This window comes from Marisediminicola sp. UYEF4 (assembly GCF_040546025.1).
GTDB lineage: Bacteria > Actinomycetota > Actinomycetes > Actinomycetales > Microbacteriaceae > Marisediminicola.
In genome coordinates, this window is sequence record NZ_JBEPNA010000002.1 from 127,791 (window position 1) to 148,297 (window position 20,507).

General features: G+C 68.5%; 15 protein-coding genes and 1 tRNA gene. 3 read left to right on the top strand and 13 right to left on the bottom strand.

The window, feature by feature from the left end; all coding sequences use genetic code 11:
• The first annotated feature begins 85 nt into the window (after nt 1–85).
• Nucleotides 86–709, top strand: a complete 624-nt coding sequence (locus ABIB15_RS03545; RefSeq protein ID WP_354475312.1) for a DUF4126 domain-containing protein — start codon at nt 86–88, stop codon at nt 707–709.
• 180 nt (nt 710–889) lie between these two features.
• Here ABIB15_RS03545 and rpsA read toward each other — a convergent pair whose 3' ends face one another.
• The 4 genes from rpsA to polA form a co-directional block, all read right to left on the bottom strand.
• Entirely contained in the window at nt 890–2,338 is a 1,449-nt protein-coding gene (rpsA, locus tag ABIB15_RS03550; protein WP_354475313.1) for a 30S ribosomal protein S1, read from the bottom strand.
• Between the two features lie 206 nt (nt 2,339–2,544).
• Nucleotides 2,545–4,248 carry a DUF885 domain-containing protein gene (locus ABIB15_RS03555; RefSeq protein ID WP_354475314.1) on the bottom strand — a complete coding sequence of 568 codons (1,704 nt, stop codon included), beginning with the start codon at nt 4,246–4,248 and terminating at the stop codon, nt 2,545–2,547.
• Between the two features lie 36 nt (nt 4,249–4,284).
• Nucleotides 4,285–4,554, bottom strand: a complete 270-nt coding sequence (locus ABIB15_RS03560; protein ID WP_354475547.1) for an HPr family phosphocarrier protein — start codon at nt 4,552–4,554, stop codon at nt 4,285–4,287.
• A 40-nt stretch (nt 4,555–4,594) separates the two neighbouring features.
• A complete protein-coding gene (polA, locus tag ABIB15_RS03565; protein ID WP_354475315.1) occupies nt 4,595–7,261 on the bottom strand; it encodes a DNA polymerase I in 2,667 nt (888 codons plus the stop codon).
• Between the two features lie 53 nt (nt 7,262–7,314).
• On the opposite strand from polA, the gene ABIB15_RS03570 reads away from it, so the two are divergent.
• Entirely contained in the window at nt 7,315–7,740 is a 426-nt protein-coding gene (locus ABIB15_RS03570; protein ID WP_354475317.1) for a hotdog fold thioesterase, read from the top strand.
• A 131-nt stretch (nt 7,741–7,871) separates the two neighbouring features.
• On the opposite strand, the gene ABIB15_RS03575 is transcribed toward ABIB15_RS03570, so the two are convergent.
• Nucleotides 7,872–8,477 carry an ANTAR domain-containing response regulator gene (locus ABIB15_RS03575; RefSeq protein WP_354475318.1) on the bottom strand — a complete coding sequence of 202 codons (606 nt, stop codon included), beginning with the start codon at nt 8,475–8,477 and terminating at the stop codon, nt 7,872–7,874.
• 38 nt (nt 8,478–8,515) lie between these two features.
• On the opposite strand from ABIB15_RS03575, the gene ABIB15_RS03580 reads away from it, so the two are divergent.
• Nucleotides 8,516–8,598 (top strand) — tRNA-Leu (locus ABIB15_RS03580).
• A gap of 102 nt (nt 8,599–8,700) precedes the next feature.
• On the opposite strand, the gene pyk is transcribed toward ABIB15_RS03580, so the two are convergent.
• From pyk to ABIB15_RS03620, 8 genes are all read right to left on the bottom strand, one after another.
• On the bottom strand, nt 8,701–10,143 hold the full coding sequence (pyk, locus tag ABIB15_RS03585) for a pyruvate kinase (RefSeq protein WP_354475320.1): 1,443 nt from the start codon (nt 10,141–10,143) through the stop codon (nt 8,701–8,703).
• Nucleotides 10,144–10,229: 86 nt separating this feature from the next.
• Nucleotides 10,230–11,684 carry a glutamate synthase subunit beta gene (locus tag ABIB15_RS03590; RefSeq protein ID WP_354475321.1) on the bottom strand — a complete coding sequence of 485 codons (1,455 nt, stop codon included), beginning with the start codon at nt 11,682–11,684 and terminating at the stop codon, nt 10,230–10,232.
• Nucleotides 11,677–16,254 carry a glutamate synthase large subunit gene (gene gltB, locus ABIB15_RS03595; RefSeq protein WP_354475322.1) on the bottom strand — a complete coding sequence of 1,526 codons (4,578 nt, stop codon included), beginning with the start codon at nt 16,252–16,254 and terminating at the stop codon, nt 11,677–11,679. The genes ABIB15_RS03590 and gltB overlap by 8 nt, the downstream gene beginning before the upstream one ends.
• Nucleotides 16,255–16,392: 138 nt before the next feature.
• Complete coding sequence (gene lgt / locus ABIB15_RS03600) at nt 16,393–17,412, bottom strand: prolipoprotein diacylglyceryl transferase (RefSeq protein WP_354475323.1); 1,020 nt, start codon at nt 17,410–17,412, stop codon at nt 16,393–16,395.
• 40 nt (nt 17,413–17,452) lie between these two features.
• On the bottom strand, nt 17,453–18,262 hold the full coding sequence (gene trpA / locus ABIB15_RS03605) for a tryptophan synthase subunit alpha (protein WP_354475324.1): 810 nt from the start codon (nt 18,260–18,262) through the stop codon (nt 17,453–17,455).
• Entirely contained in the window at nt 18,259–19,470 is a 1,212-nt protein-coding gene (trpB, locus tag ABIB15_RS03610; RefSeq protein ID WP_354475326.1) for a tryptophan synthase subunit beta, read from the bottom strand. Before trpB ends, trpA begins: the two co-directional genes overlap by 4 nt.
• A complete protein-coding gene (gene trpC, locus ABIB15_RS03615; protein WP_354475327.1) occupies nt 19,470–20,243 on the bottom strand; it encodes an indole-3-glycerol phosphate synthase TrpC in 774 nt (257 codons plus the stop codon). The genes trpB and trpC overlap by 1 nt, the downstream gene beginning before the upstream one ends.
• 4 nt (nt 20,244–20,247) lie before the next feature.
• Nucleotides 20,248–20,481, bottom strand: a complete 234-nt coding sequence (locus ABIB15_RS03620) for a DUF6704 family protein (RefSeq protein WP_354475328.1) — start codon at nt 20,479–20,481, stop codon at nt 20,248–20,250.
• Nucleotides 20,482–20,507: the final 26 nt, after the last annotated feature.

Sequence of the window (20,507 nt, forward strand, 5' to 3'; positions counted from 1 at the left end):
GTGAACAACACGCGCGTGAATGGGCGGGACGGCTCCCGGCGCGCCCGGCCGCCGTAGCATCGAAGAAGGAGATTCGGAGGCGTCCATGATCGAACTGCTGACCGGCACGGGCCTGGCCATGGCCGCAGGGCTCAACGCCTACATCCCCCTGCTCGCCCTCGGGCTCGCTGCCCGCTTTCTCGACATCGTCGCGCTTCCGCCGGCGTGGGCCTGGCTCGAGAACGAGTGGGTGCTCGTGATCCTCGGGGTGCTGCTCGTCGTCGAGTTCTTCGCGGACAAGATCCCCGCGGTCGACACGATCAACGACTGGCTGCAGACCGTTGTGCGCCCCGCGGCCGGCGGCCTCGCCTTCGGATCGGGCTCGACCGCACAGACTCGGGCCGTCACCGACCCGGCTGAGTTCTTCTCCTCCAACCAGTGGGTGCCGATCCTGTCCGGGGTGCTCCTCGCGCTCGGTGTGCACCTGGTGAAGACGGCTGCCCGCCCGGTGCTGAACCTCGCGACGGCCGGTGTCGCCGCTCCCGTCGTGAGTGTCGCCGAAGACGGAGTGAGCGTCGCAATGGCGTTTCTCGCGATCGCGCTCCCCCTGCTCCTGATCGTCGTGATCCCGGCGCTCGCGATCGGCGTTGTTCTCGCGATTCGCGGCTATCGGCGGCGGCGCGCACGCGAGACGGCGACGCTGCGGCCGCCCCGGCATCCGTCCGCCTGACGATGCACCGCTCGAAGCGCCTGAGAGTACGCGTTTCGGCTGCTGATGCGCGACGGCGGCAGCCGAAAGGTGTACTCTCACCGCCGAAGCCAGTCAGCCGAGCCGTCTGCAAGGCCCGCACGCAGCGCAACGACAAAGCGGCCGGGCCCCAGAGGGACCCGGCCGCTTCACCTCACTCGGTTAGGAGTTGTTGGACAGCTTCTCGCGAAGGGCCGCAAGCGCGGCGTCATCGGCGAGGGTTCCGGCCGAGTCAGCATCGCTCGAGAACGAGGAGCCCGCGGCGGCGGGCGCCTCGCGAACCTCGTTGGCGGCCGTGGAGACCTGCTTCTTGTGGGCTTCCCAGCGAGCCTGGGCTGCAGCGTAGTCCTGCTCCCACTTCTCGCGCTGGGTCTCGAAGCCCTCTTTCCACTCGTTGGTCTCCGGGTCGAAGCCGTCGGGGTACTTGTAGTTCCCGGCGTCGTCGTACTCGGTGAGCATTCCGTAGAGCGCCGGGTCGAACTCGGTGCCCTCGGGGTCGACGCCCTCGTTCGCCTGCTTCAGCGAGAGGGAGATGCGGCGACGCTCGAGGTCGATGTCGATGACCTTGACGAACACCTCGTCGCCGACCGAGACGACCTGCTCGGCGAGCTCGACGTGCTTGCCCGACAGCTCGGAGATGTGCACGAGGCCCTCGATGCCCTCTGCAACGCGAACGAACGCGCCGAAGGGGACGAGCTTCGTGACCTTGCCCGGTGCAACCTGTCCGATTGCATGGGTGCGGGCGAAGACCTGCCACGGGTCTTCCTGCGTCGCCTTGAGCGACAGGGAGACGCGCTCGCGCTCGAGGTCGACCTCGAGGATCTCGACGGTGACCTCCTGGCCAACCTCGACAACCTCTGAGGCGTGCTCGATGTGCTTCCAGCTGAGCTCGGAGACGTGGACGAGACCGTCAACGCCGCCGAGGTCGACGAACGCACCGAAGTTGACGATCGACGAGACCACACCCTTGCGAACCTGGCCCTTGGCGAGGTTGTTGAGGAACGTCGTGCGGCTCTCGGACTGGGTCTGCTCGAGCAGGGCACGGCGGGACAGGACCACGTTGTTGCGGTTCTTGTCGAGCTCGAGGATCTTCGCTTCGATCTCCTGGCCGAGGTACGGGGTCAGGTCGCGGACACGGCGCAGCTCGATGAGCGACGCGGGCAGGAACCCACGCAGGCCGATGTCGACGATGAGGCCACCCTTGACGACCTCGATGACCGAACCGGTCACCACGCCGTCGGCGTCCTTGATCTTCTCCACGTCGCCCCACGCACGTTCGTACTGCGCGCGCTTCTTCGACAGGATGAGGCGGCCTTCCTTGTCCTCCTTCTGGAGAACGAGGGCTTCGACCGTGTCGCCGACGGAAACAACCTCGTCGGGGTTGACGTCGTGCTTGATCGACAGCTCGCGCGAGGGGATGACACCCTCGGTCTTGTAACCGACGTCGAGGAGAACCTCGTCACGATCGATCTTGACGACGATGCCCTCGATGAGGTCTCCGTCGTTGAAAAACTTCAGTGTCTTTTCGACCGCGGCAAGAAAGTCTTCAGCAGATCCAATGTCGTTGATGGCGACCTGCTTGGGTGCCCTATCGGTCGTTGCGATTGTCATATAAGTAGATGCTCCAGGATGGACGTAATTCGGGCCTCGGCGGATGCTGCACGGTGAAGTCGCCGGAGGCGTGCGGATGGGCTCGCCGCAAAACGCGGCCTGTCTACCTTAGCCGGGCAAATCGCCAAGCGGCAACCGCCCCGCCCGGCGAGTCGGACGGAGGTGCGGGCGGAGGCGCGGGCAGGGGCGTTGCGGGCGCCGGGCGGTCAGCCGAGCAGCGCCGCCCTCAGTGTGTCGAGCCCGACCCCGCCAATGTCGAGCGCACGGCGGTGGAAGGCGCGGATGTCGAAGTCGTCGCCCTCGCGCGCCTGGAAGTCGTCGCGCAGCTGCTCCCAGATGCGCTGGCCGACCTTGTAGGAGGGCGCCTGTCCAGGCCAGCCGAAGTAGCGGTTGACCTCGAAGCGCACGAACGGCTCGTTCATGTTGACGTTGGCCTTCATGAACTCGAAGGCGTAGTCGTAGTCCCACACGCCGGTGCCGTCGAGGCGCGGCTTGCCGAGGTGCACGCCGATGTCGAGCACGACGCGCGCCGCGCGCATCCGCTGTCCATCGAGCATGCCGAGCCGGTCGCCCGGGTCGTCGAGGTAGCCGAGCTGCTGCATGAGCCGCTCGGCGTACAGCGCCCACCCCTCGGCGTGGCCGGAGGTGCCGGCGAGCTGGCGGCGCCAGGTGTTGAGCTTCGCGCGGTTGTAGACGGCCTGGCCGAGCTGGAGGTGGTGCCCGGGGACACCCTCGTGGTACACGGTGGTCGTCTCGCGCCAGGTGTTGAACTCGGTCACGCCCTCCGGCACCGACCACCACATGCGGCCGGGGCGGCTGAAGTCGTCGCTCGGGCTCGTGTAGTAGATGCCGCCCTCCTTGGTCGGGGCGATGAGGCACTCGAGGCGCTTGATCGGGTCGGGGATGTCGAAGTGCGACTCGGCGAGCTCGGCCACGGCGGTGTCGCTGAGCTTCTGCATCCACTCCTGCAGGGCCTTGGTGCCGTGCAGGGTGCGAGCGGGGTCGGCGTCGAGCAGGGCGATGGCCTCGGCGACGGAGGCCCCGGGCTGGATCTCGTTCGCGATGGACTCCTGCTCCGCGGTCATCCGCGCGAGCTCCTGGATACCCCACTCGTAGGTCTCGTCGAGGTCGATGGTGGCGCCGAGGAAGCGGCGGGACTGCAGCGCGTAGAGCTCGCGGCCCACGGCGTCGCTCTCGGTCGCGGCCGGCAGAAGCTCGTTCTCGAGGAACGCGGCGAGCACCCCGTAGGCGGCGGCGGACGCGATCGCGCCGCTCGCGAGGTCGGCGGTGACCGTCTCGGGCAGCGCTCCCCCGCCGTCGAGCTCCGCTCCGGCGGTGAACTCGGAGAAGAAGCCGTCTGGGGCCTCGTGCTTGCGGGCCTGGGCGAGCACCTCGCGCACCTGGCGCTTCGCGGGGGTGACCTGCCGGTCGATCCCGGCGCGGAGCGACTGGATGTAGCCGTCGATCGCGGCGGGGAGGTTGTGCAGCCGGCCGGCGATGTTCGCCCAGTCCGCGGCGTTCGCCGTCGGCATGAGGTCGAGCACGTCGCGCAGCCCCTGCGCGGGAGAGGCGATGACGTTGAGGTCGCGCATCCACAGCCCGGCCTCGCTCTCCTCGAGTGTGAGCCGGAGGTCGGCGCCCAGGTCGGTCTTCGTGACCCAGTCGACGTCATCGGCGGCATCCGTCTCATCGAGCAGCGCGATGACCTTCGTGACCTCGTCGATGTACATGGCGTGGCCGGCCGGCGACAGGTCGCCGTACTCGTCCAGGCGTCCGGGGATGCCGATCCAGGTCGCGACCGTGGGGTCGAGGTCGGCGAGGGTGAGCACCCACTCCTCGGCGATCCGGTCGATCGCGGTGGGAGTGCGCGGAGTGGGCGTGCCCGGAGTGGTGATGGCGTCGTTGGTCATCACCCGAGCCTATGACAGGGTGTGAGAAAGTAACCGCTATTGCGCGTCGAGGTCGGAGCTCAGCAGCTCGACGAGGCTGTCGAGCGCGGCATCCGCGCCGTCGCCCTCCGCGCTCAGGTGCACGGCCTCGCCGTGGTCGATGCCGAGCGAGAGCACGCCGAGGATGCTCGCGGCGTTGACCCTGCGTCCCTCCTGGCTCATGAGGGTGATCGGAATGCCGGTCGCTGCGGCGGCCTGGCAGAACAGCGAGGCGGGCCGCGCGTGCAGCCCGATCGCCGACGCGATCACAACGGTGCGTTCCGCCATGTGCTGCCCCTCGATCGTCATGTGACAACCCTAGCGGCGGTCAATGCGCCGCGGCGTCCCAGTTCGCTCCGGTGCCGATCTGCACGTCGAGCGGCACCGAGAGGTCGGCGGCGTGCCCCATGCGCTGCCGCACGATGCCGCTCAGCTCGTCGAGCTCGCCGTCGGCGACCTCGAACACGAGTTCATCGTGCACCTGGAGCAGCATCCGGGAGCCGAGGCCGCGCCCCTGGAGGTCGTCGGAGATGCCGAGCATCGCGATCTTCATGATGTCGGCGGCCGAACCCTGGATCGGCGCGTTCAGCGCGGCGCGCTCGGCGTTCTCGCGCAGCACCCGGTTCGCGGAGTTGAGGTCGCCGAACGGCCGGCGCCGGCCGAAGATCGTCTCGGTGTACCCGTCGACGCGGGCCTGCACGACGACGTTGCGCAGGTAGTCGCGCACGGCGCCGAACCGGGCGAAGTAGTCGGCCATGAGCTGCTTCGCCTCGGCCGTATCGATGCGGAGCTGCTTCGACAGCCCGAACGCGCTCAGCCCGTAGGCGAGCCCGTACGACATCGCCTTGACCTTGCCCCGCATGACCGGGGTGACCTCCGACGGCGCGACCCCGAAGATGCGGGCACCGACGAAGCGGTGCAGGTCCTCGCCCTCATTGAACGCGGCGATGAGGCCCGTGTCGCCGGACAGGTGCGCCATGATGCGCATCTCGATCTGCGAGTAGTCGGCGGTGAGCAGCGTGCTGAAGTTGCCCCCGTGTTCGAAAGCCGAGCGGATCTCGCGGCCGACTTCCGTCTTGATCGGGATGTTCTGCAGGTTCGGGTCGGTCGACGAGACGCGTCCGGTGCTGGTGCCGGTCTGGTCGTAGCGGGTGTGCACGCGGTGGTCGGGCTCGATCGCCTTCTCGAGGGTCTCGATGATCTGGCGCAGCTTCGTCGCGTCGCGGTGCTTGAGCAGCAGGTCGAGGAACGGATGCGGGCTCTGCTCCTGCAGGTCGGCGAGCGAGGCGGCATCCGTCGAGAACCCCGTCTTGTTCGCGCGCGTCTTCGGCATCCCCAGCTCCTCGAACAGCACCTGCTGCAGCTGCTTCGGCGAGCCGAGGTTCACCTCGCGGCCGATCTCCGCATACGCGCGGGACTGCAGGTCGCCGGCCGTCTCGGCGAGCTCCTTCGACAGGCGCCCGAGCACCTCGGCGTTGACCGTGATTCCGGTGAGCTCCATGTTCGCGAGCACCGTCACGAGCGGGAGCTCGATGCTGTCGAGTACTCCCCTGGTGGTGTCGTCGAGGGCGTCCTCGAGGTAGTCGGCGACCTCGAGCAGGTACCAGGCCTCGGTCGCGACGCTCACCGCGCTCGTCTCCGGCACGAGCTGGTTCGGGTCGGCCTGCGGCAGGGTGAGGCCGAGGAAGTCGTACACCTGGCCGGCGAGGTCCTTCGTGGAGCCGCCCGGCTTGAGCAGCCACGCGGCGATCCTCGTGTCGAACCGGATGCCGGCGAGGTCGAGCCCGACACCGCGCAGCGCCTTGAGGTCGGCCTTCGCGTCGAACAGCACCTTGGGGGCGGGGCCCGCGAGCCAGCCCTCGAGCGCTGTGTAGTCGGGGCGGTCGGGCGCCCACGGCACATAGGCGGAGTCGTGGTGCGCGGCGAGCCCGAACCCGGTGATGCCCCAGGCGCCGCGCTCGATGCGCAGGGCGAGGGACTTGGTGTGCTCGGCGGAGGCCGTGTCGATCCAGTGGGCGAGCTCCTCATCGACGAGCGTGCGGACCGGCGGGGTCGCGGCCGCGGCGGCATCCGGGACCGCCTGCAGCTCGTTCGGGTCGGCGGGCGAGCCGGCGAGCTTGAGCACCCGCTCGAGCAGCGTCTTGAACTGCAGCTTCGCGAAGACGTCGCGCACCGCACGCTCGTCAATGGGCCGGCGTTGCAGGTCGTTCGGTCCGACCGGCAGCACGACGTCGCAGAGCAGGTGGTTGAGCTTGCGATTGCGGATCGCCCGGTCGGACTGCTCCCGGAGCTTCTCGCCGACGACGCCCTTGATCTCGTCTGCGTGGGCGAGCACTTCGCCGAGGCTGCCGTACTGGGTGATCCACTTCACGGCCGTCTTCTCGCCGACCTTGTCGATGCCGATGAGGTTGTCGCTCGTCTCGCCGACAAGCGCGGCGATGTCGGGGTACTGGTGCGGTTCGATACCGTAGCGCTCGAATACGGCGTCGCGGTCGTACCGCTTGAGTTCGGACACTCCGCGTGCGTTGGGGTACAGCAGGGTGACGTCGTCGTTCACCATCTGGATCGCGTCGCGGTCCCCGGAAACGACCAGAACCCTGTAGCCCTGCGCCGCACCCTGGGTGGCGAGGGTGGCGAGGATGTCGTCGGCCTCGTAGTCCTCTTTGGTGATGGTCGAGATACCCATCGCTTTCAGCGCCTCCTCGAGCAGGGGAACCTGACCGACGAACTCGGGCGGTGTCTCGCCGCGGGTGCCCTTGTACTCGGGGTACTCGCGGGTGCGGAAGGAGAAGCGGGAGATGTCGAAGGCGACACCGAGATGGGTGGGTTTCTCGTTCTGCAGCAGGTTGATCAGCATCGCGATGAACCCGTGGATCGCATTGGTGTGCTGCCCCTCCCGGTTCTGGAAGCTATCGACCGGGAGCGCGTAAAACGCACGGAACGCCAGCGAATGGCCGTCGATGATGAGCAGAGTAGGCTTTTCGTTGTCCGACACGCAGCAAGCCTACCGGCGGCTGGCGACACGCCGGGGACCGACGAAAGCAGCCCATGACGACCTTCCCCACGGACCTCGACCCGGAATTGGTTGCCCGCCTGATCGACTCCGGCGGCGGGGCCCTCGCCATGAAGATGGGGATCGAATTCGTCGAGCTGTCGGCGGCGAGGTCCGTGGCGCGGATGCCGGTCGAAGGCAACACCCAGGTGGTCGGGCTGCTGCACGGCGGCGCCCACGTAGTGCTCGGCGAGACGCTGGGCTCGGTGTCATCCGCCATCCACGCTGGCCCCGGACGCTACGCGGTCGGGATCGAGATCAACGCCACCCACAGCCGCTCGATCACGAGCGGGTGGGTGACAGCCACCTGCACCGCGCTCGTGCTCGGCCGCACCCTGGCGACCCACGAGATCGTCGTCGCCGACGACGAGGGCCGCAGGCTCTCGACGGTGCGGATGACGAACATGCTGCGCGAGATGTAGCGTCGGCCACGCCGTGGCGCCGAGTGTGCCTGTGCACGCCGAGCGTGCCTGTTCCGACGGGCACACTCGGCGCGAACAGCCACGATCGGCGTACTGGCATGCCGGAAAGGGATGGCACCCCAGCCGCGACGCTACTTCTTGGCGGAGAGCTGCTCGATGATCGACTGGGCGACATCGTGCATCGTGAGACGGCGGTCCATCGACGCCTTCTGGATCCAGCGGAAGGCCTCGGGCTCGCTGAAGCCCATCTTCTCGTTCAGCAGGCCCTTGGCGCGGTCCACGAGCTTGCGGGTCTCGAAGCGCTCGACGAGGTCAGCGACCTCGGCCTCGAGGGTGATGATCTGGGCGTACCGCGAGAGGGCGATCTCGATCGCGGGCAGCAGGTCGTTCGGGGTGAACGGCTTGACGACGTAGGCGAGCGCTCCGGCCTCGCTCGCGCGCTCGACCAGTTCCTTCTGGCTGAACGCGGTGAGCAGCACGACGGGCGCGATGTGGTTCTTGCTCAGACGCTCTGCGGCGGAGATGCCGTCGAGGAGGGGCATCTTCACGTCCATGATGACGAGGTCGGGGCGCAACTCCGTTGCCAGGGCGACCGCTGTCTCGCCGTCTCCGGCTTCGCCGACGACCTCGAATCCGTTGTCGCGGAGGGTTTCGACGATGTCGAGGCGGATGAGGGATTCGTCCTCTGCCACAACGACGCGGCGGGGGGCTTGCTGGACGGGATCCTGGTCGGTCATGCCTAAACCCTACGGTATTCTGAACGCGGTTGTTGTGCGCCGGTGTGGCGGAATGGCAGACGCGGAGCACTCAAAATGCTTTGCTCGAGAGGGCGTGTGGGTTCGAGTCCCACCACCGGCACAATCGCTCGATTCGCGGGGCGCGGGCGGCGGGCGAGGGCACGTCTCGCCTCGCGGAAACGCCACACCGCCCGGACGCGAGGCCCGGGCGGTGTGGCGGACGCTAGCGCTGGTACGCGGGTGCGGCGCCGTTGTGCACGTCGCCGACGCGGTGGACCCGCACGTCGTTGGTCGAACCCGAGATTCCGGGGGGCGAACCGGCGATGACGACGACCCGGTCGCCGACATCGGCGCGGTTGTGGCCCAGCAGAACATCGTCGACCTGTGCGATGAGTTCGTCGGTGTGGGTGACGCGGGGAACCAGGAAGGTCTCGACGCCCCAGACCCAGGCGAGGCGCGAGCGGATGCCCGGGTTCGGGGTGAACGCGAAGATCGGGGTGTGGTGGCGCAGCCTCGACATGCGGCGCACGGAGTCGCCGCTCTCGGTGAACACGCACAGGTAGCGGGCATCGACGAAGTCGGCGACCTCGGCGGCGGCGAGGGTGAGGGCACCGCCGAGGGTGCGTGGCTTGCTGCCGAGCTCCGGGATGCGGTCGAGGCCGTGCTCCTCGGTGGAGGTGACGATGCGCGCCATGGTCTGCACCGTGATGACGGGGTACTCCCCCACGCTCGTTTCGCCACTGAGCATGACCGCGTCGGCACCGTCGAGCACCGCGTTGGCCACGTCGGAGGTCTCCGCGCGGGTCGGGATGGGGCTGGAGATCATCGATTCGAGCATCTGCGTCGCCACGATGACGGGCTTCGCCATCCGGCGGGACATCTCGATCGCCTTCTTCTGCACGATCGGGACCGCCTCGAGAGGCAGTTCGACGCCGAGGTCGCCGCGGGCGACCATGATGCCGTCGAACGCGTCGATGATGGCCTCGAGGTTGTCGACGGCCTGCGGCTTCTCGATCTTCGCGATGATCGGCACCTTGCGACCGACCTCCGCCATGATCTCCTCGGCGCGCACGATGTCCTCGGCGTTGCGCACGAAGGAGAGCGCGATGAGGTCGGCGCCGAGCGCGAGGGCCCAGCGCAGGTCCGCTTCGTCCTTCTCGCTCATCGCGGGAACGTTGACGGCGACGCCCGGCAGGTTGATGCCCTTGTTGTTGGAGACGGCTCCCGCGACGACAACCTCGGTCGTGACCGTGTTGCCCTCGACCGAGACGGCACGGAGTTTGACTTTGCCGTCGTCGATGAGGAGCGGGTCGCCCGGCTTCACGTCCCCGGCGAGCCCGGAGTAGGTGGTTCCGCAGATTTCCTTGGTGCCGAGGATGTCCTCGGTGGTGATCTTGAAGATGTCGCCGACCGCGAGGTCGTGCGGCCCGTTGGCGAACTTGCCGAGGCGGATCTTGGGGCCCTGCAGGTCGACGAGCACGGCGACGGCGCGACCGGAGTCATCGCTCGCGCGGCGCACGTTCATGTAGACCTCTTCGTGCACCGCATAGTTGCCGTGGCTGAGGTTCATCCGCGCGACGTCGACGCCGGCATCGATGATCGCCCGGATGCTGTCGTAGCTCGACGTTGCCGGGCCGAGGGTGGCCACGATTTTTGCGCGTCTCATTGGTTCCTTCTTCATTCGTGTGGAGTGGTGAGACGGCTTCGTTCTGCCGTGCTCGGCGGTGCGGGTGGTGGGTACGGGTGGGGGGATCAGATCGACACGGCACGGTCGGTGGGCCGCACCGGTGCCGGCAATTTCGTCTCGCCCTCAAGATAGCGGTCCACGGCGGCGGCCGCAGCACGGCCCTCGGCGATCGCCCAGACGATGAGCGACTGTCCGCGGCCGGCATCCCCGGCGACGAAGACCCCCGATTCGCTCGTCTGGTAATCGCCGTCCCGCAGGGCGTTGCCGCGTTCGAACGGCACCTGGAGCTGGTCGGCGAGCTGGTCGCCCTCCGTGCCCGTGAAGCCGAGCGCGAGGAGTACGAGGTCCGCGGGGATCTCCCGCTCCGTTCCCGCTTTGGGCACGCGCCGGCCGTCGAGATATTCGGTTTCGGCGACGCGGATCGCGCGCACCTCACCGACGTCGTTGGTGAGGAACTCGACCGTGGAGGCGAGGTACACCCGTTCGCCGCCCTCTTCGTGGGCACTGGTCACCTCGAACAGGGTGGGGGCCATCGGCCAGGGGTGCGCCTCCGTGCGCTCGGCCGGTGGCTGCACGCCGATTGCGAGGTTCGTGACCGAGAGGGCGCGCTGGCGGTGCGCGGTGCCGATGCAGTCCGCTCCCGTGTCGCCGCCGCCGAGCACGACGACATGCTTGCCGTCCGCGGTGATCTGGTCGAGCACGGCGTCGCCGGCACCGACGCGGTTCTGCTGCACCAGGTACTCCATCGCGAAGTGCACGCCGGAGAGGTCGCGTCCGGGGATCGGCAGGTCACGCGGCACGAGGGCGCCCGTGGCGACGATCACGGCGTCGTAGCGCGCGCGCAGGTCGCTCCAGGAGATGTCGACGCCGATGTTGACGTTCGCGCGGAAGCGGGTGCCCTCCGCCTGCATCTGGCGCAGGCGAGACTCGATGTGCTTCTTCTCCATCTTGAAGTCCGGGATGCCGTAGCGGAGCAGTCCGCCGATGCGGTCGTCGCGCTCAAAGACGGCGACCGTGTGGCCGGCGCGGGTCAGCTGCTGGGCCGCGGCGAGTCCGGCCGGGCCGGAGCCGACGACCGCGATGGTCTTGCCGGTGAGACGCTCCGGCGGGTGCGGCTCGACCCAGTCGTTCGCGAAGGCCTGGTCGATGATCGACACCTCGACCTGCTTGATCGTGACGGCCGGCTGGTTGATGCCGAGCACGCACGAGCTCTCACACGGTGCCGGGCAGAGGCGCCCGGTGAACTCCGGGAAGTTGTTCGTGGCGTGCAGGCGCTCGATGGCCTGGCGGCCCTCGCCGCGCCAGGTGAGGTCGTTCCACTCCGGGATCAGGTTGCCCAGCGGGCAGCCCTGGTGGCAGAACGCGATGCCGCAGTCCATGCAGCGCCCGGCCTGCGTGCGCACGGTCGCGGTGTCGCCCTGCTCGTAGACCTCTTTCCAGTCCATGAGCCGCAGCGCGACCGGACGGCGGGGCGGCAGTTCTCGTTCTTTGACCTTCAGGAACCCTTTGGGATCAGCCACCGGTCACCTCCATGATTCTGCCCCAGGTGACGTCTCCGTCGGGGTCGATTCCCTGTTCGATCGCGCTCGCCCTGGTGGCGAGGACGGCGGCGTAGTCGCGCGGAAGCACCTTCACGAACTCGCCAACGGTCTGCTCGAACGACCCGAGCATCCGGGACGCCAGCGGCGACTCGGTCTCGTCGGCGTGACGCTGCAGCAGGTCCCGCAGGATCTCCGCGTCGGCGGCGCCGAGCGGGTGCAGCTCGAGTTCGCCGCTCGCGAGCGAGTCGGGATTGACGTGCTCGCGGTGAAGGGAGTGGATGTAGGCGGTGCCACCGGACATGCCTGCGCCGAGGTTGCGGCCGGTGTCGCCGAGGATCACGGCGAGCCCACCGGTCATGTACTCGAGCGCGTGGTCGCCGACGCCCTCGACGACGGCCGTCGCGCCGGAGTTGCGCACGAGGAAGCGCTCACCGACGATGCCGCGGATGAACATGCTGCCCTGGGTCGCCCCATAACCGATCACGTTGCCGGCGATGACGTTGTGCTCGGCGGGGAACACGCTCGCCCGGTCCGGTCGCACGACGATCTGCCCGCCGGAGAGTCCCTTGCCGACGTAGTCGTTGCTGTCGCCCTCGAGCCGCAGGGTGATTCCCGACGGGAGGAAGGCGCCGAGCGACTGGCCGGCCGAGCCGGTGAGGGTCACCTCGATCGTTCCCGTCGGCAGGCCGTTCTCGCCGTGGTTCGCCGTGACCCGGTTGCCGAGCATGGTGCCGACGGCGCGCTCGGTGTTGCGGATCGGCAGGGCGATCGACACGGGCGTCCCGTGCTCGATCGCCGCCTGGCTGAGCCGGATGAGTTCGACGTCGAAGTGCGACTCGAGCTCGTGATCCTGCGGCACGGCGTAGGAGCGGGGAACGGTGTCGGCGAAGTCGGGGCCGATGAGGATGGGCGACAGGTCGAGCCCATCGGCCTTCCAGTGCTGGATGGCCCGGTTGGTGTCGAGCATCTCCTTGTGGCCGATGGCCTCGGCCAGCGACCGGAACCCGAGCTCCGCAAGGTACTCCCGCACCTCTTGGGCGAGGAACTCGAAGAAGTTCACGACGAACTCGGGCTTGCCGGTGAACCGGGCGCGCAGTTCGGGATTCTGGGTCGCGACGCCGACGGGGCACGTGTCGAGGTGGCAGACCCGCATCAGGATGCAACCCGAGACGATGAGGGGCGCGGTGGCGAAGCCGTACTCCTCCGCGCCGAGAAGGGCCGCGACGATGACGTCGCGTCCCGTCTTCATCTGGCCGTCCGCCTGCACGACGACGCGGTCGCGCATGCCGTTGAGCATGAGCGTCTGCTGGGTCTCGGCGAGGCCGAGCTCCCACGGTGTTCCCGCGTGCTTGAGGCTGTTGAGAGGGCTCGCTCCGGTTCCTCCGTCGTGGCCGGAGATCAGCACGACGTCGGCGAGGGCCTTGGTGACGCCCGCGGCGACCGCCCCGATGCCCGACTGGCTCACGAGCTTGACGTGTACCCGGGCAGCGGGGTTTGCCCGCTTGAGGTCGAAGATGAGCTGCTTGAGATCTTCGATCGAGTAGATGTCGTGGTGCGGCGGCGGGCTGATCAGCCCGACGCCGGCCGTCGAGTGCCGGGTCTTGGCGATCCACGGGTACACCTTGTTCGGCGGCAGCTGGCCGCCTTCGCCGGGCTTGGCTCCCTGCGCCATCTTGATCTGAATGTCAGTGGCGTGGGTGAGGTACATGCTCGTGACCCCGAATCGTCCGGACGCGACCTGCTTGATCGCGCTGCGACGTTCCGGGTCGAGCAGGCGGGCGACGTCCTCGCCGCCCTCCCCCGTGTTGCTCTTCGCGCCGATGCTGTTCATGGCGATCGCGAGCGTCTCGTGCGCCTCGGCACTGATCGACCCGTAGCTCATCGCGCCGGTCGAGAAGCGCGTGACGATCGAGGCTACCGGCTCGACCTCGTCGAGGGGAACGGCGGGGCGGATGCCCGTGCGCAGCGACAGCATCCCGCGCAGGGTCATGAGGTTCTCGGCCTGGTCGTCGACGAGGCGCGTGTAATCGCGGAAGATGTCGTACCGGCGCGTCTTCGTCGAGTGCTGCAGGCGGAACACCGTGTCGGGGTTGAACAGGTGCGGCGGCCCGTCCCGGCGCCACTGGTACTCGCCGCCCGTCTCAAGCCGCTCGTGCGGGTTGGTCCCGCCGTCCTGGGGGTAGGCGGCCTCGTGGCGCGACGCGCTCTCGGCCGCGATTACATCGATGCCGACGCCGCCGAGAAGGCTCGACGTTCCGGTGAAGTACTGGTCGACGAAACCCTGGCTGAGGCCGACGGCCTCGAACGTCTGGGCGCCCGCGTAGGAGCCGACGACCGAGATGCCCATCTTCGACATGATCTTGAGCACCCCCTTGCCGAGCGCCTTGATGAGGTTCGCGACGGCCTTCTCGGCGGTCACAGAGCTCAGCATGCCGCCGCGGACGAGTTGCTCCGCGCTCTCCATCGCGAGGTACGGGTTCACCGCCGAGGCGCCGTAACCGATCAGGAGCGCCACGTGGTGCACTTCGCGCACGTCGCCGGCCTCGACGACGATGCCGGCCTTCATCCGGTTCTGCTCGCGAATCAGGTGGTGGTGCACGGCGGCGACCATCAGCAGGGACGGCATGGGCGCGAGGTCCTTGTTGGAGTCGCGGTCGGACAGCACGATGAAGGTGCAGCCGTTCGCGATCGCGTCATCGACCTCGTCGCACATCTCGGCGATGCGTTTCTGCATCGCGAGCGGCCCCTGGTCGACCCGGTACAGCCCACGGATCGTCGTGGTGGTGGGGCTGCCGGCGCGCGGGTCGATGTGCTGGATCTTGGCGAGCTCGTCGTTGTCGATCACCGGGAAGTCGAGGATGACCTGACGGGCGTGTTCCTCGGTCGCGTCGAGCAGGTTGCGCTCGGGTCCGAGACCGACCGTGAGGGAGGTGACGACCTCCTCCCGGATCGAGTCGAGCGGAGGGTTGGTGACCTGCGCGAAGGCCTGCGTGAAGTAGTCGAAGAGCAGCCGTGGGCGCTGGGAGAGCACGGCGATGGGGGTGTCGGAACCCATCGCGCCGATCGGCTCGGCACCGTTGGCCGCCATCGGCATGAGCAGGATGCGCACTTCCTCCTCGGTGTAGCCGAACGTGCGCTGGCGCCGGGTGACGGATGCCGGGGTGTGCACGATGTGCTCGCGCTCGGGAAGGTCCTTGAGGTTGATCCGCCCGGATTCGAGCCAGTCCCCCCACGGCTTGGAGGCGGCGAGCGAGCTCTTGATCTCCTCGTCCTCGATCAGGCGACCCTCGGTCGTGTCGACGAGGAACATCTTGCCGGGCTGCAGGCGCCCCTTGCGCACGACGCGGCTGGGATCGATGTCGAGCACGCCGATCTCGCTTGCGAGCACGACGAGCCCGTCGTCGGTGATGAGGTAGCGACCGGGGCGCAGACCATTGCGGTCGAGGGTCGCGCCGACGAGACTGCCGTCGGTGAAGACGAGGGCCGCGGGGCCGTCCCACGGCTCCATCAGCATGGAGTGGTACTCGTAGAAGTCGCGCCGGGCCGGGTCGATGTCGACCTGGTTCTCGTACGCCTCGGGCACCATCATCATCATGGCGTGCGGGAGGGATCGCCCGGCGAGGTTGAGGAGCTCGACGACCTCGTCGAACGACGCGGAGTCGCTCGCTCCGGGAGTGTTGATCGGGAGGATCGTCTCGATGTCGCCGAGCAGGTCGGACTGCAGTTGCGACTGGCGGGCGCGCATCCAGTTGCGGTTGCCCTGCACCGTGTTGATCTCGCCGTTGTGCGCCACCATGCGGAAGGGCTGGGCGAGCGGCCACGACGGGAAGGTGTTCGTCGAGTAGCGCGAGTGCACGAGCGCGAGCTTCGACATGAACCGCTCGTCCGAGAGGTCGGGGTAGAACGGCTCGAGCTGGAGGGTCGTGACCATGCCCTTGTAGACCATGGTGCGGCAGGACAGCGAGGGGAAATAGACCTCGAGCTCCCGCTCGGCGCGCTTGCGCAGGCGGAAGGACTGGCGGTCGAGCTGGATGCCGGAGACGGGCTCTCCGCTTTCGGTGGTGCGCTCGCTCGAGAGGAACAACTGCTCGAAGGCTGGCATCGCGGCGCGGGCGAGCTTCCCGACCTCGTCGGCGCGCACGGGAACCTCGCGCCAGCCGATCACAGTGAGCGACTCCTGCCGGGCGAGGGCCTCGATGCCGAGTTTGACCTCGGCGCGCTCGCTGTCGCCGTGGGGTAGGAACGCCATGCCGACGACGTAGCGGCCCACCGGGGGAAGCTCGAAGGCGGTGACGGCGCGCAGGAACTCGTCGGGGATCTGCGTGACGATACCCGCGCCGTCGCCCGTGCCGGCGTCGGAGCCGATCGCGCCGCGGTGCTCGAGGTTGCGCAGCGCGCCGAGTGCGGCATCGATGATGTCGTGGCCCGCGGTGCCGCGGAGCGTCGCCACCATCGCGAGCCCGCAGGCGTCGCGTTCGTTGCGCGGGTCGTAGAGACCGCTCGCCTCAGGGTTGAGGCCGAAGCGGGAAAAAGTTGGCTTGAGTGCCATGAGCAACCGTCCTCACGAGGAAACAGCTTCGCGGGACGTCAGTGGCCCTGGGATTGGCGGCCTTCCTGACGAAGGCGTCGCAATGGGTGTGGGATTCTCGTGGGGCTTTGGTGCGGCCCCTCTCATTCCCCGTCGTGCCTATGCTTTCGCACCGACCCCGCTTGTGGCAGGTTTCCTGGCGGGTGTTTCGGCATCTTCCGCGGCACCGTTGCCATCGTCGTCGGAGTCCGAATACCTCTCCCCCGAGTCTACCCCAGCGGCGTCCGGAGACCACTCCTTGCCCGGCAGGTACGGGCTCGGCTCGATGCCGGGATGACGGCGGGTCTGCACGATGATGATGACGAGCCCGACGAGGATCGCGGCGAACGCCGCCCAGACGTTGGTGCGCACGCCGAGGAAGATCTCGCTCGGGTCGATGCGGATCGTCTCGAAGACACTGCGGCCGATGCCGTACCAGATGAAGTACAGCCCGATGAGCTTTCCCCATTGCACGCGCAGGCGGCGGTCCATGAGCAGCAGCAGCGCCGCCCCGGCGACGTTCCAGATGATCTCGTACAGGAACATCGGGTGGAAGAGCGTTCCCTCGGCGAGGCCGACGGGGAAGGCGGGGTTCGCCGAGGCGATCTCAAGTCCCCACGGCAGGTCGGTCGGGAGGCCGAAGAGTTCCTGGTTGAAGTAGTTGCCGAGTCGACCGAAGGCCTGCGCGAGCAGCAGCCCGGGCGCGAGGGCATCCGCGAAGCTCCAGAATCGCAGGCCGGCCTGGCGGCAGCCGAGATAGGCGCCCAGGGCGCCGAGGATCAGCGCTCCGAAGATCGCCATGCCGCCCTCCCAGATGTAGAGGGTGCGGGCGAGGTCGGCGCCGGGGAAGAAGTAGTCGTCCGGATGGGTGAGCACGTGGAAGATGCGGCCACCGATGATGCCGAACGGCACCGCCCAGATTGCGATATCGAGCACGACGCCGGGGTCGGCTCCACGCCGCTTGAGGCGCGCGCTCGTGAGCGCGGTGGCGACGACGATTCCCAGCAGGATGCAGATCGCGTAGGCGTTGATGTTCAGATCGAAGGGGAAGAATCCGAGGCCGATGTCACGCAGCCACTGGCCGAGGTTGAAGACCTGCCAGTCGGGGTTGGGGGCGGGGATGCTCAGGGGTGCGAACATTTGACCGGTCGCCTTTCTGATGGGGGAAGAAGGGAGAGGCTCAGTGCCGCGCGACGGCGGGCCGGGTTCCAGCGGACAGGGCCGCGGCGGTGGCGGCGACGGCGGGAACGCCGCCGTCCGAGAGGGCCTTCACGAGGGCGGAGCCGACGATCGCGCCGTCGGCGTAGGCGAGCACCTCGCGCACCTGATCGGCGCTGGAAATACCCAGGCCGACGCAGGTGCTGGTGGCGCCGGCGGTGCGAAGCCGGGCGACGAGCGCCTTGGCTGCGGAGTCCACGTCGCCGCGCGCCCCGGTGATGCCCATGGTCGAGACGGCGTACACGAACCCGCGGCTGGCCTGCACGGCCTGCTCGAGCCGGGAATCCGTCGACGATGGTGCCGCGAGGAAGATGCGGTCGAGCCCGGTGCGCTCCGACGCGGCGAGCCACTGGCGTGCCTCGTCGGGGATGAGGTCGGGGGTGATGAGCCCGGCGCCCCCGGCAGCGACGAGATCTTCCGCAAACCGGTCGACGCCGTACTGCGCGATCGGATTCCAGTAGCTCATGAACACCACGGGCGTGGAGACTCGCGCGGTGATCGCCGCCATCACCTCGAAGCCGTCGCGCAGGCGGAAGCCCTGTGCCAGGGCGGTCTGGGTCGCCGCCTGGATGACGGGTCCGTCCATGACGGGGTCGGAGTACGGGAGGCCGAGCTCGATGATGTCGACCCCGTTCTCGGCGAGGGCGACTGCCGCCTCGATGCTTGTCGGGATGTCGGGGAAACCGGCGGGGAGGTAGCCGATGAGTGCGCCGCTGCCCGCCTCGCGGCGCGCGGCGATGACGCGTTCCACCGGGCTCGTCAACTCGGTCATACCTGCTCCGCTTCGCGGTCGAGCACTCCGAAGTAGTTGCCGATGGTGACCATGTCCTTGTCTCCGCGGCCGCTCAGGTTGACGAGGATGACCGCGTCAGGTCCGAGTTCCTGGCCGAGCTTGATCGTGCCGGCGAGGGCGTGCGCCGTTTCGATCGCGGCGATGATGCCCTCGGTGCGGGCAAGCAGGCGCAGGGCCGACATGGCCTCGGCGTCGGTGATGGGCTCGTAGCGGGCCCGGCCGATGTCGGCGAGCCACGCGTGCTCCGGTCCGACTCCCGGGTAGTCGAGGCCGGCGGAGATGGAGTGCGACTCGACCGTCTGTCCGTCCTCGTCCTGCAGGAGGTAACTGCGTGCGCCGTGCAGCACGCCGGGGCGGCCCTTCGTGATTGTCGCGGCGTGCCGCGGGGTGTCCGCGCCGTCGCCCGCGGCCTCGTACCCGACGAGCATGACGCCGGGGTCGTCCAGGAAGGCGTGGAAGATGCCCATGGCGTTCGAGCCGCCGCCGACGCACGCCGTGACGGCATCAGGGAGCTTGCCTGTGAGCGCGAGGAGCTGGTCGCGGGACTCTTCGCCGATGATCTTGTGGAAGTCGCGGACCATGACGGGGAACGGATGCGGCCCCGCGACGGTTCCGAGCAGGTAGTGGGTGCTGTCGACATTGGCGACCCAGTCGCGCAGTGCCTCGTTGATGGCGTCCTTCAGGGTGCGGGAGCCGGCGGTGACCGGGATCACCTCGGCGCCGAGCAGGCGCATCCTGGCCACGTTGAGCGCCTGCCGTTCCGTGTCGACCTCGCCCATGTAGACGACGCACTCCATGCCGAACAGGGCGGCCGCGGTCGCGGTCGCGACGCCGTGCTGGCCGGCGCCTGTCTCGGCGATGAGTCGCTTCTTGCCGAGCCGCCTCGCGAGCAGGGCCTGGCCCATGACGTTGTTGATCTTGTGCGAGCCCGTGTGGTTGAGGTCTTCGCGCTTGAGGAAGACGCGCGCCCCGCCGGCATGCTCGGCGAACCGCTTCACCTCGGTGATGATCGAGGGGCGGCCGCTGTAGGTCGCGTGCAGTGCGGCGAGTTCCGCCTGGAACTCCGGGTCGACCTTCGCCGCAAGGTAGGCGGCGTCGAGTTCGTCGAGGGCCTGGATGAGGGATTCGGGCACGAAGCGGCCGCCGTATTCGCCGAAGTACGGTCCGACTTGGTCGCGCAGAGCCATCAGGCCTCCAGAAATCGCTGCAGGGTGGCGACGGGGTCGCCGCCGGTGACAAGGGCTTCGCCGACGAGCACGATGTCCGCGCCGGCCGAACGGTAGTGGGTGACGTCGGCGGCGGTCGTGACGGCGGACTCCGCCACACGGATCACGCCGGAGGGGATCTGGTCGGCGAGTCGCCCGAACAGGTCCCGGTCGAGTTCGAAGGTGGAGAGGTCGCGGGCGTTGACGCCGATGAGTCCGGCGCCGAGGTCGAGCGCACGGCTCACCTCGTCCGCGTCGTGGGTCTCGACGAGCGCGGTCATGCCGAGCGCGCCAATCAGCTCGTACAGTTCGGCAATGGTGCGCGTGTCGAGAGCGGCGACGATGAGCAGTACGAGGTCTGCCCCGGCCGCGCGCGCCTCGAACACCTGGTACGGGGTCGCGATGAAGTCCTTGCGCAGCACCGGGATGCTGACGGCGGAGCGCACGGCCTCGAGGTCGGCGAGGGAACCGCCGAAGCGCCTGCCCTCAGTCAGCACGCTGATCGCACTCGCGCCACCGGTCTCGTAGGCGATCGCGAGCGCCGCGGGGTCGGGGATCTCGGCGAGGGCGCCGCGGGACGGGCTCGCGCGCTTCACCTCGGCGATGATCTTGACGCGCTCGGCGGGGGCGAGAAGCGCGAGGGCGTCGAGCGCCCGCGGACGCGCGAGGGCATCCGCCTCGACGGTTGGGAGAGGGCGAACAGCTTGGCGCTCCGACGAGTCGGCGAGGGCGCCAGCGGTGAGTTCGGTCAGCACCGGTTCAGTGCACGTTCTTGGGCACGTAGCGGGATCCGCCCACGCCGTAACCCAGTCGCGCGAGCACGATGCCGACGATCAGGCCGACGACAACGAGGGCTGCGGAAGCCCAGACGAGCCACGCGATCGAGAAGAAGAATGCAACCGTGCCGATGGTGAATGCCACCAACATGATGATGACCGCGGTCCATGCCGCAGGCGAGTTGCCGTGGCCTGGATCAGAGTTATCGTGCGTCATGTCGCTCCTGTGTTGTGGGTGGATGG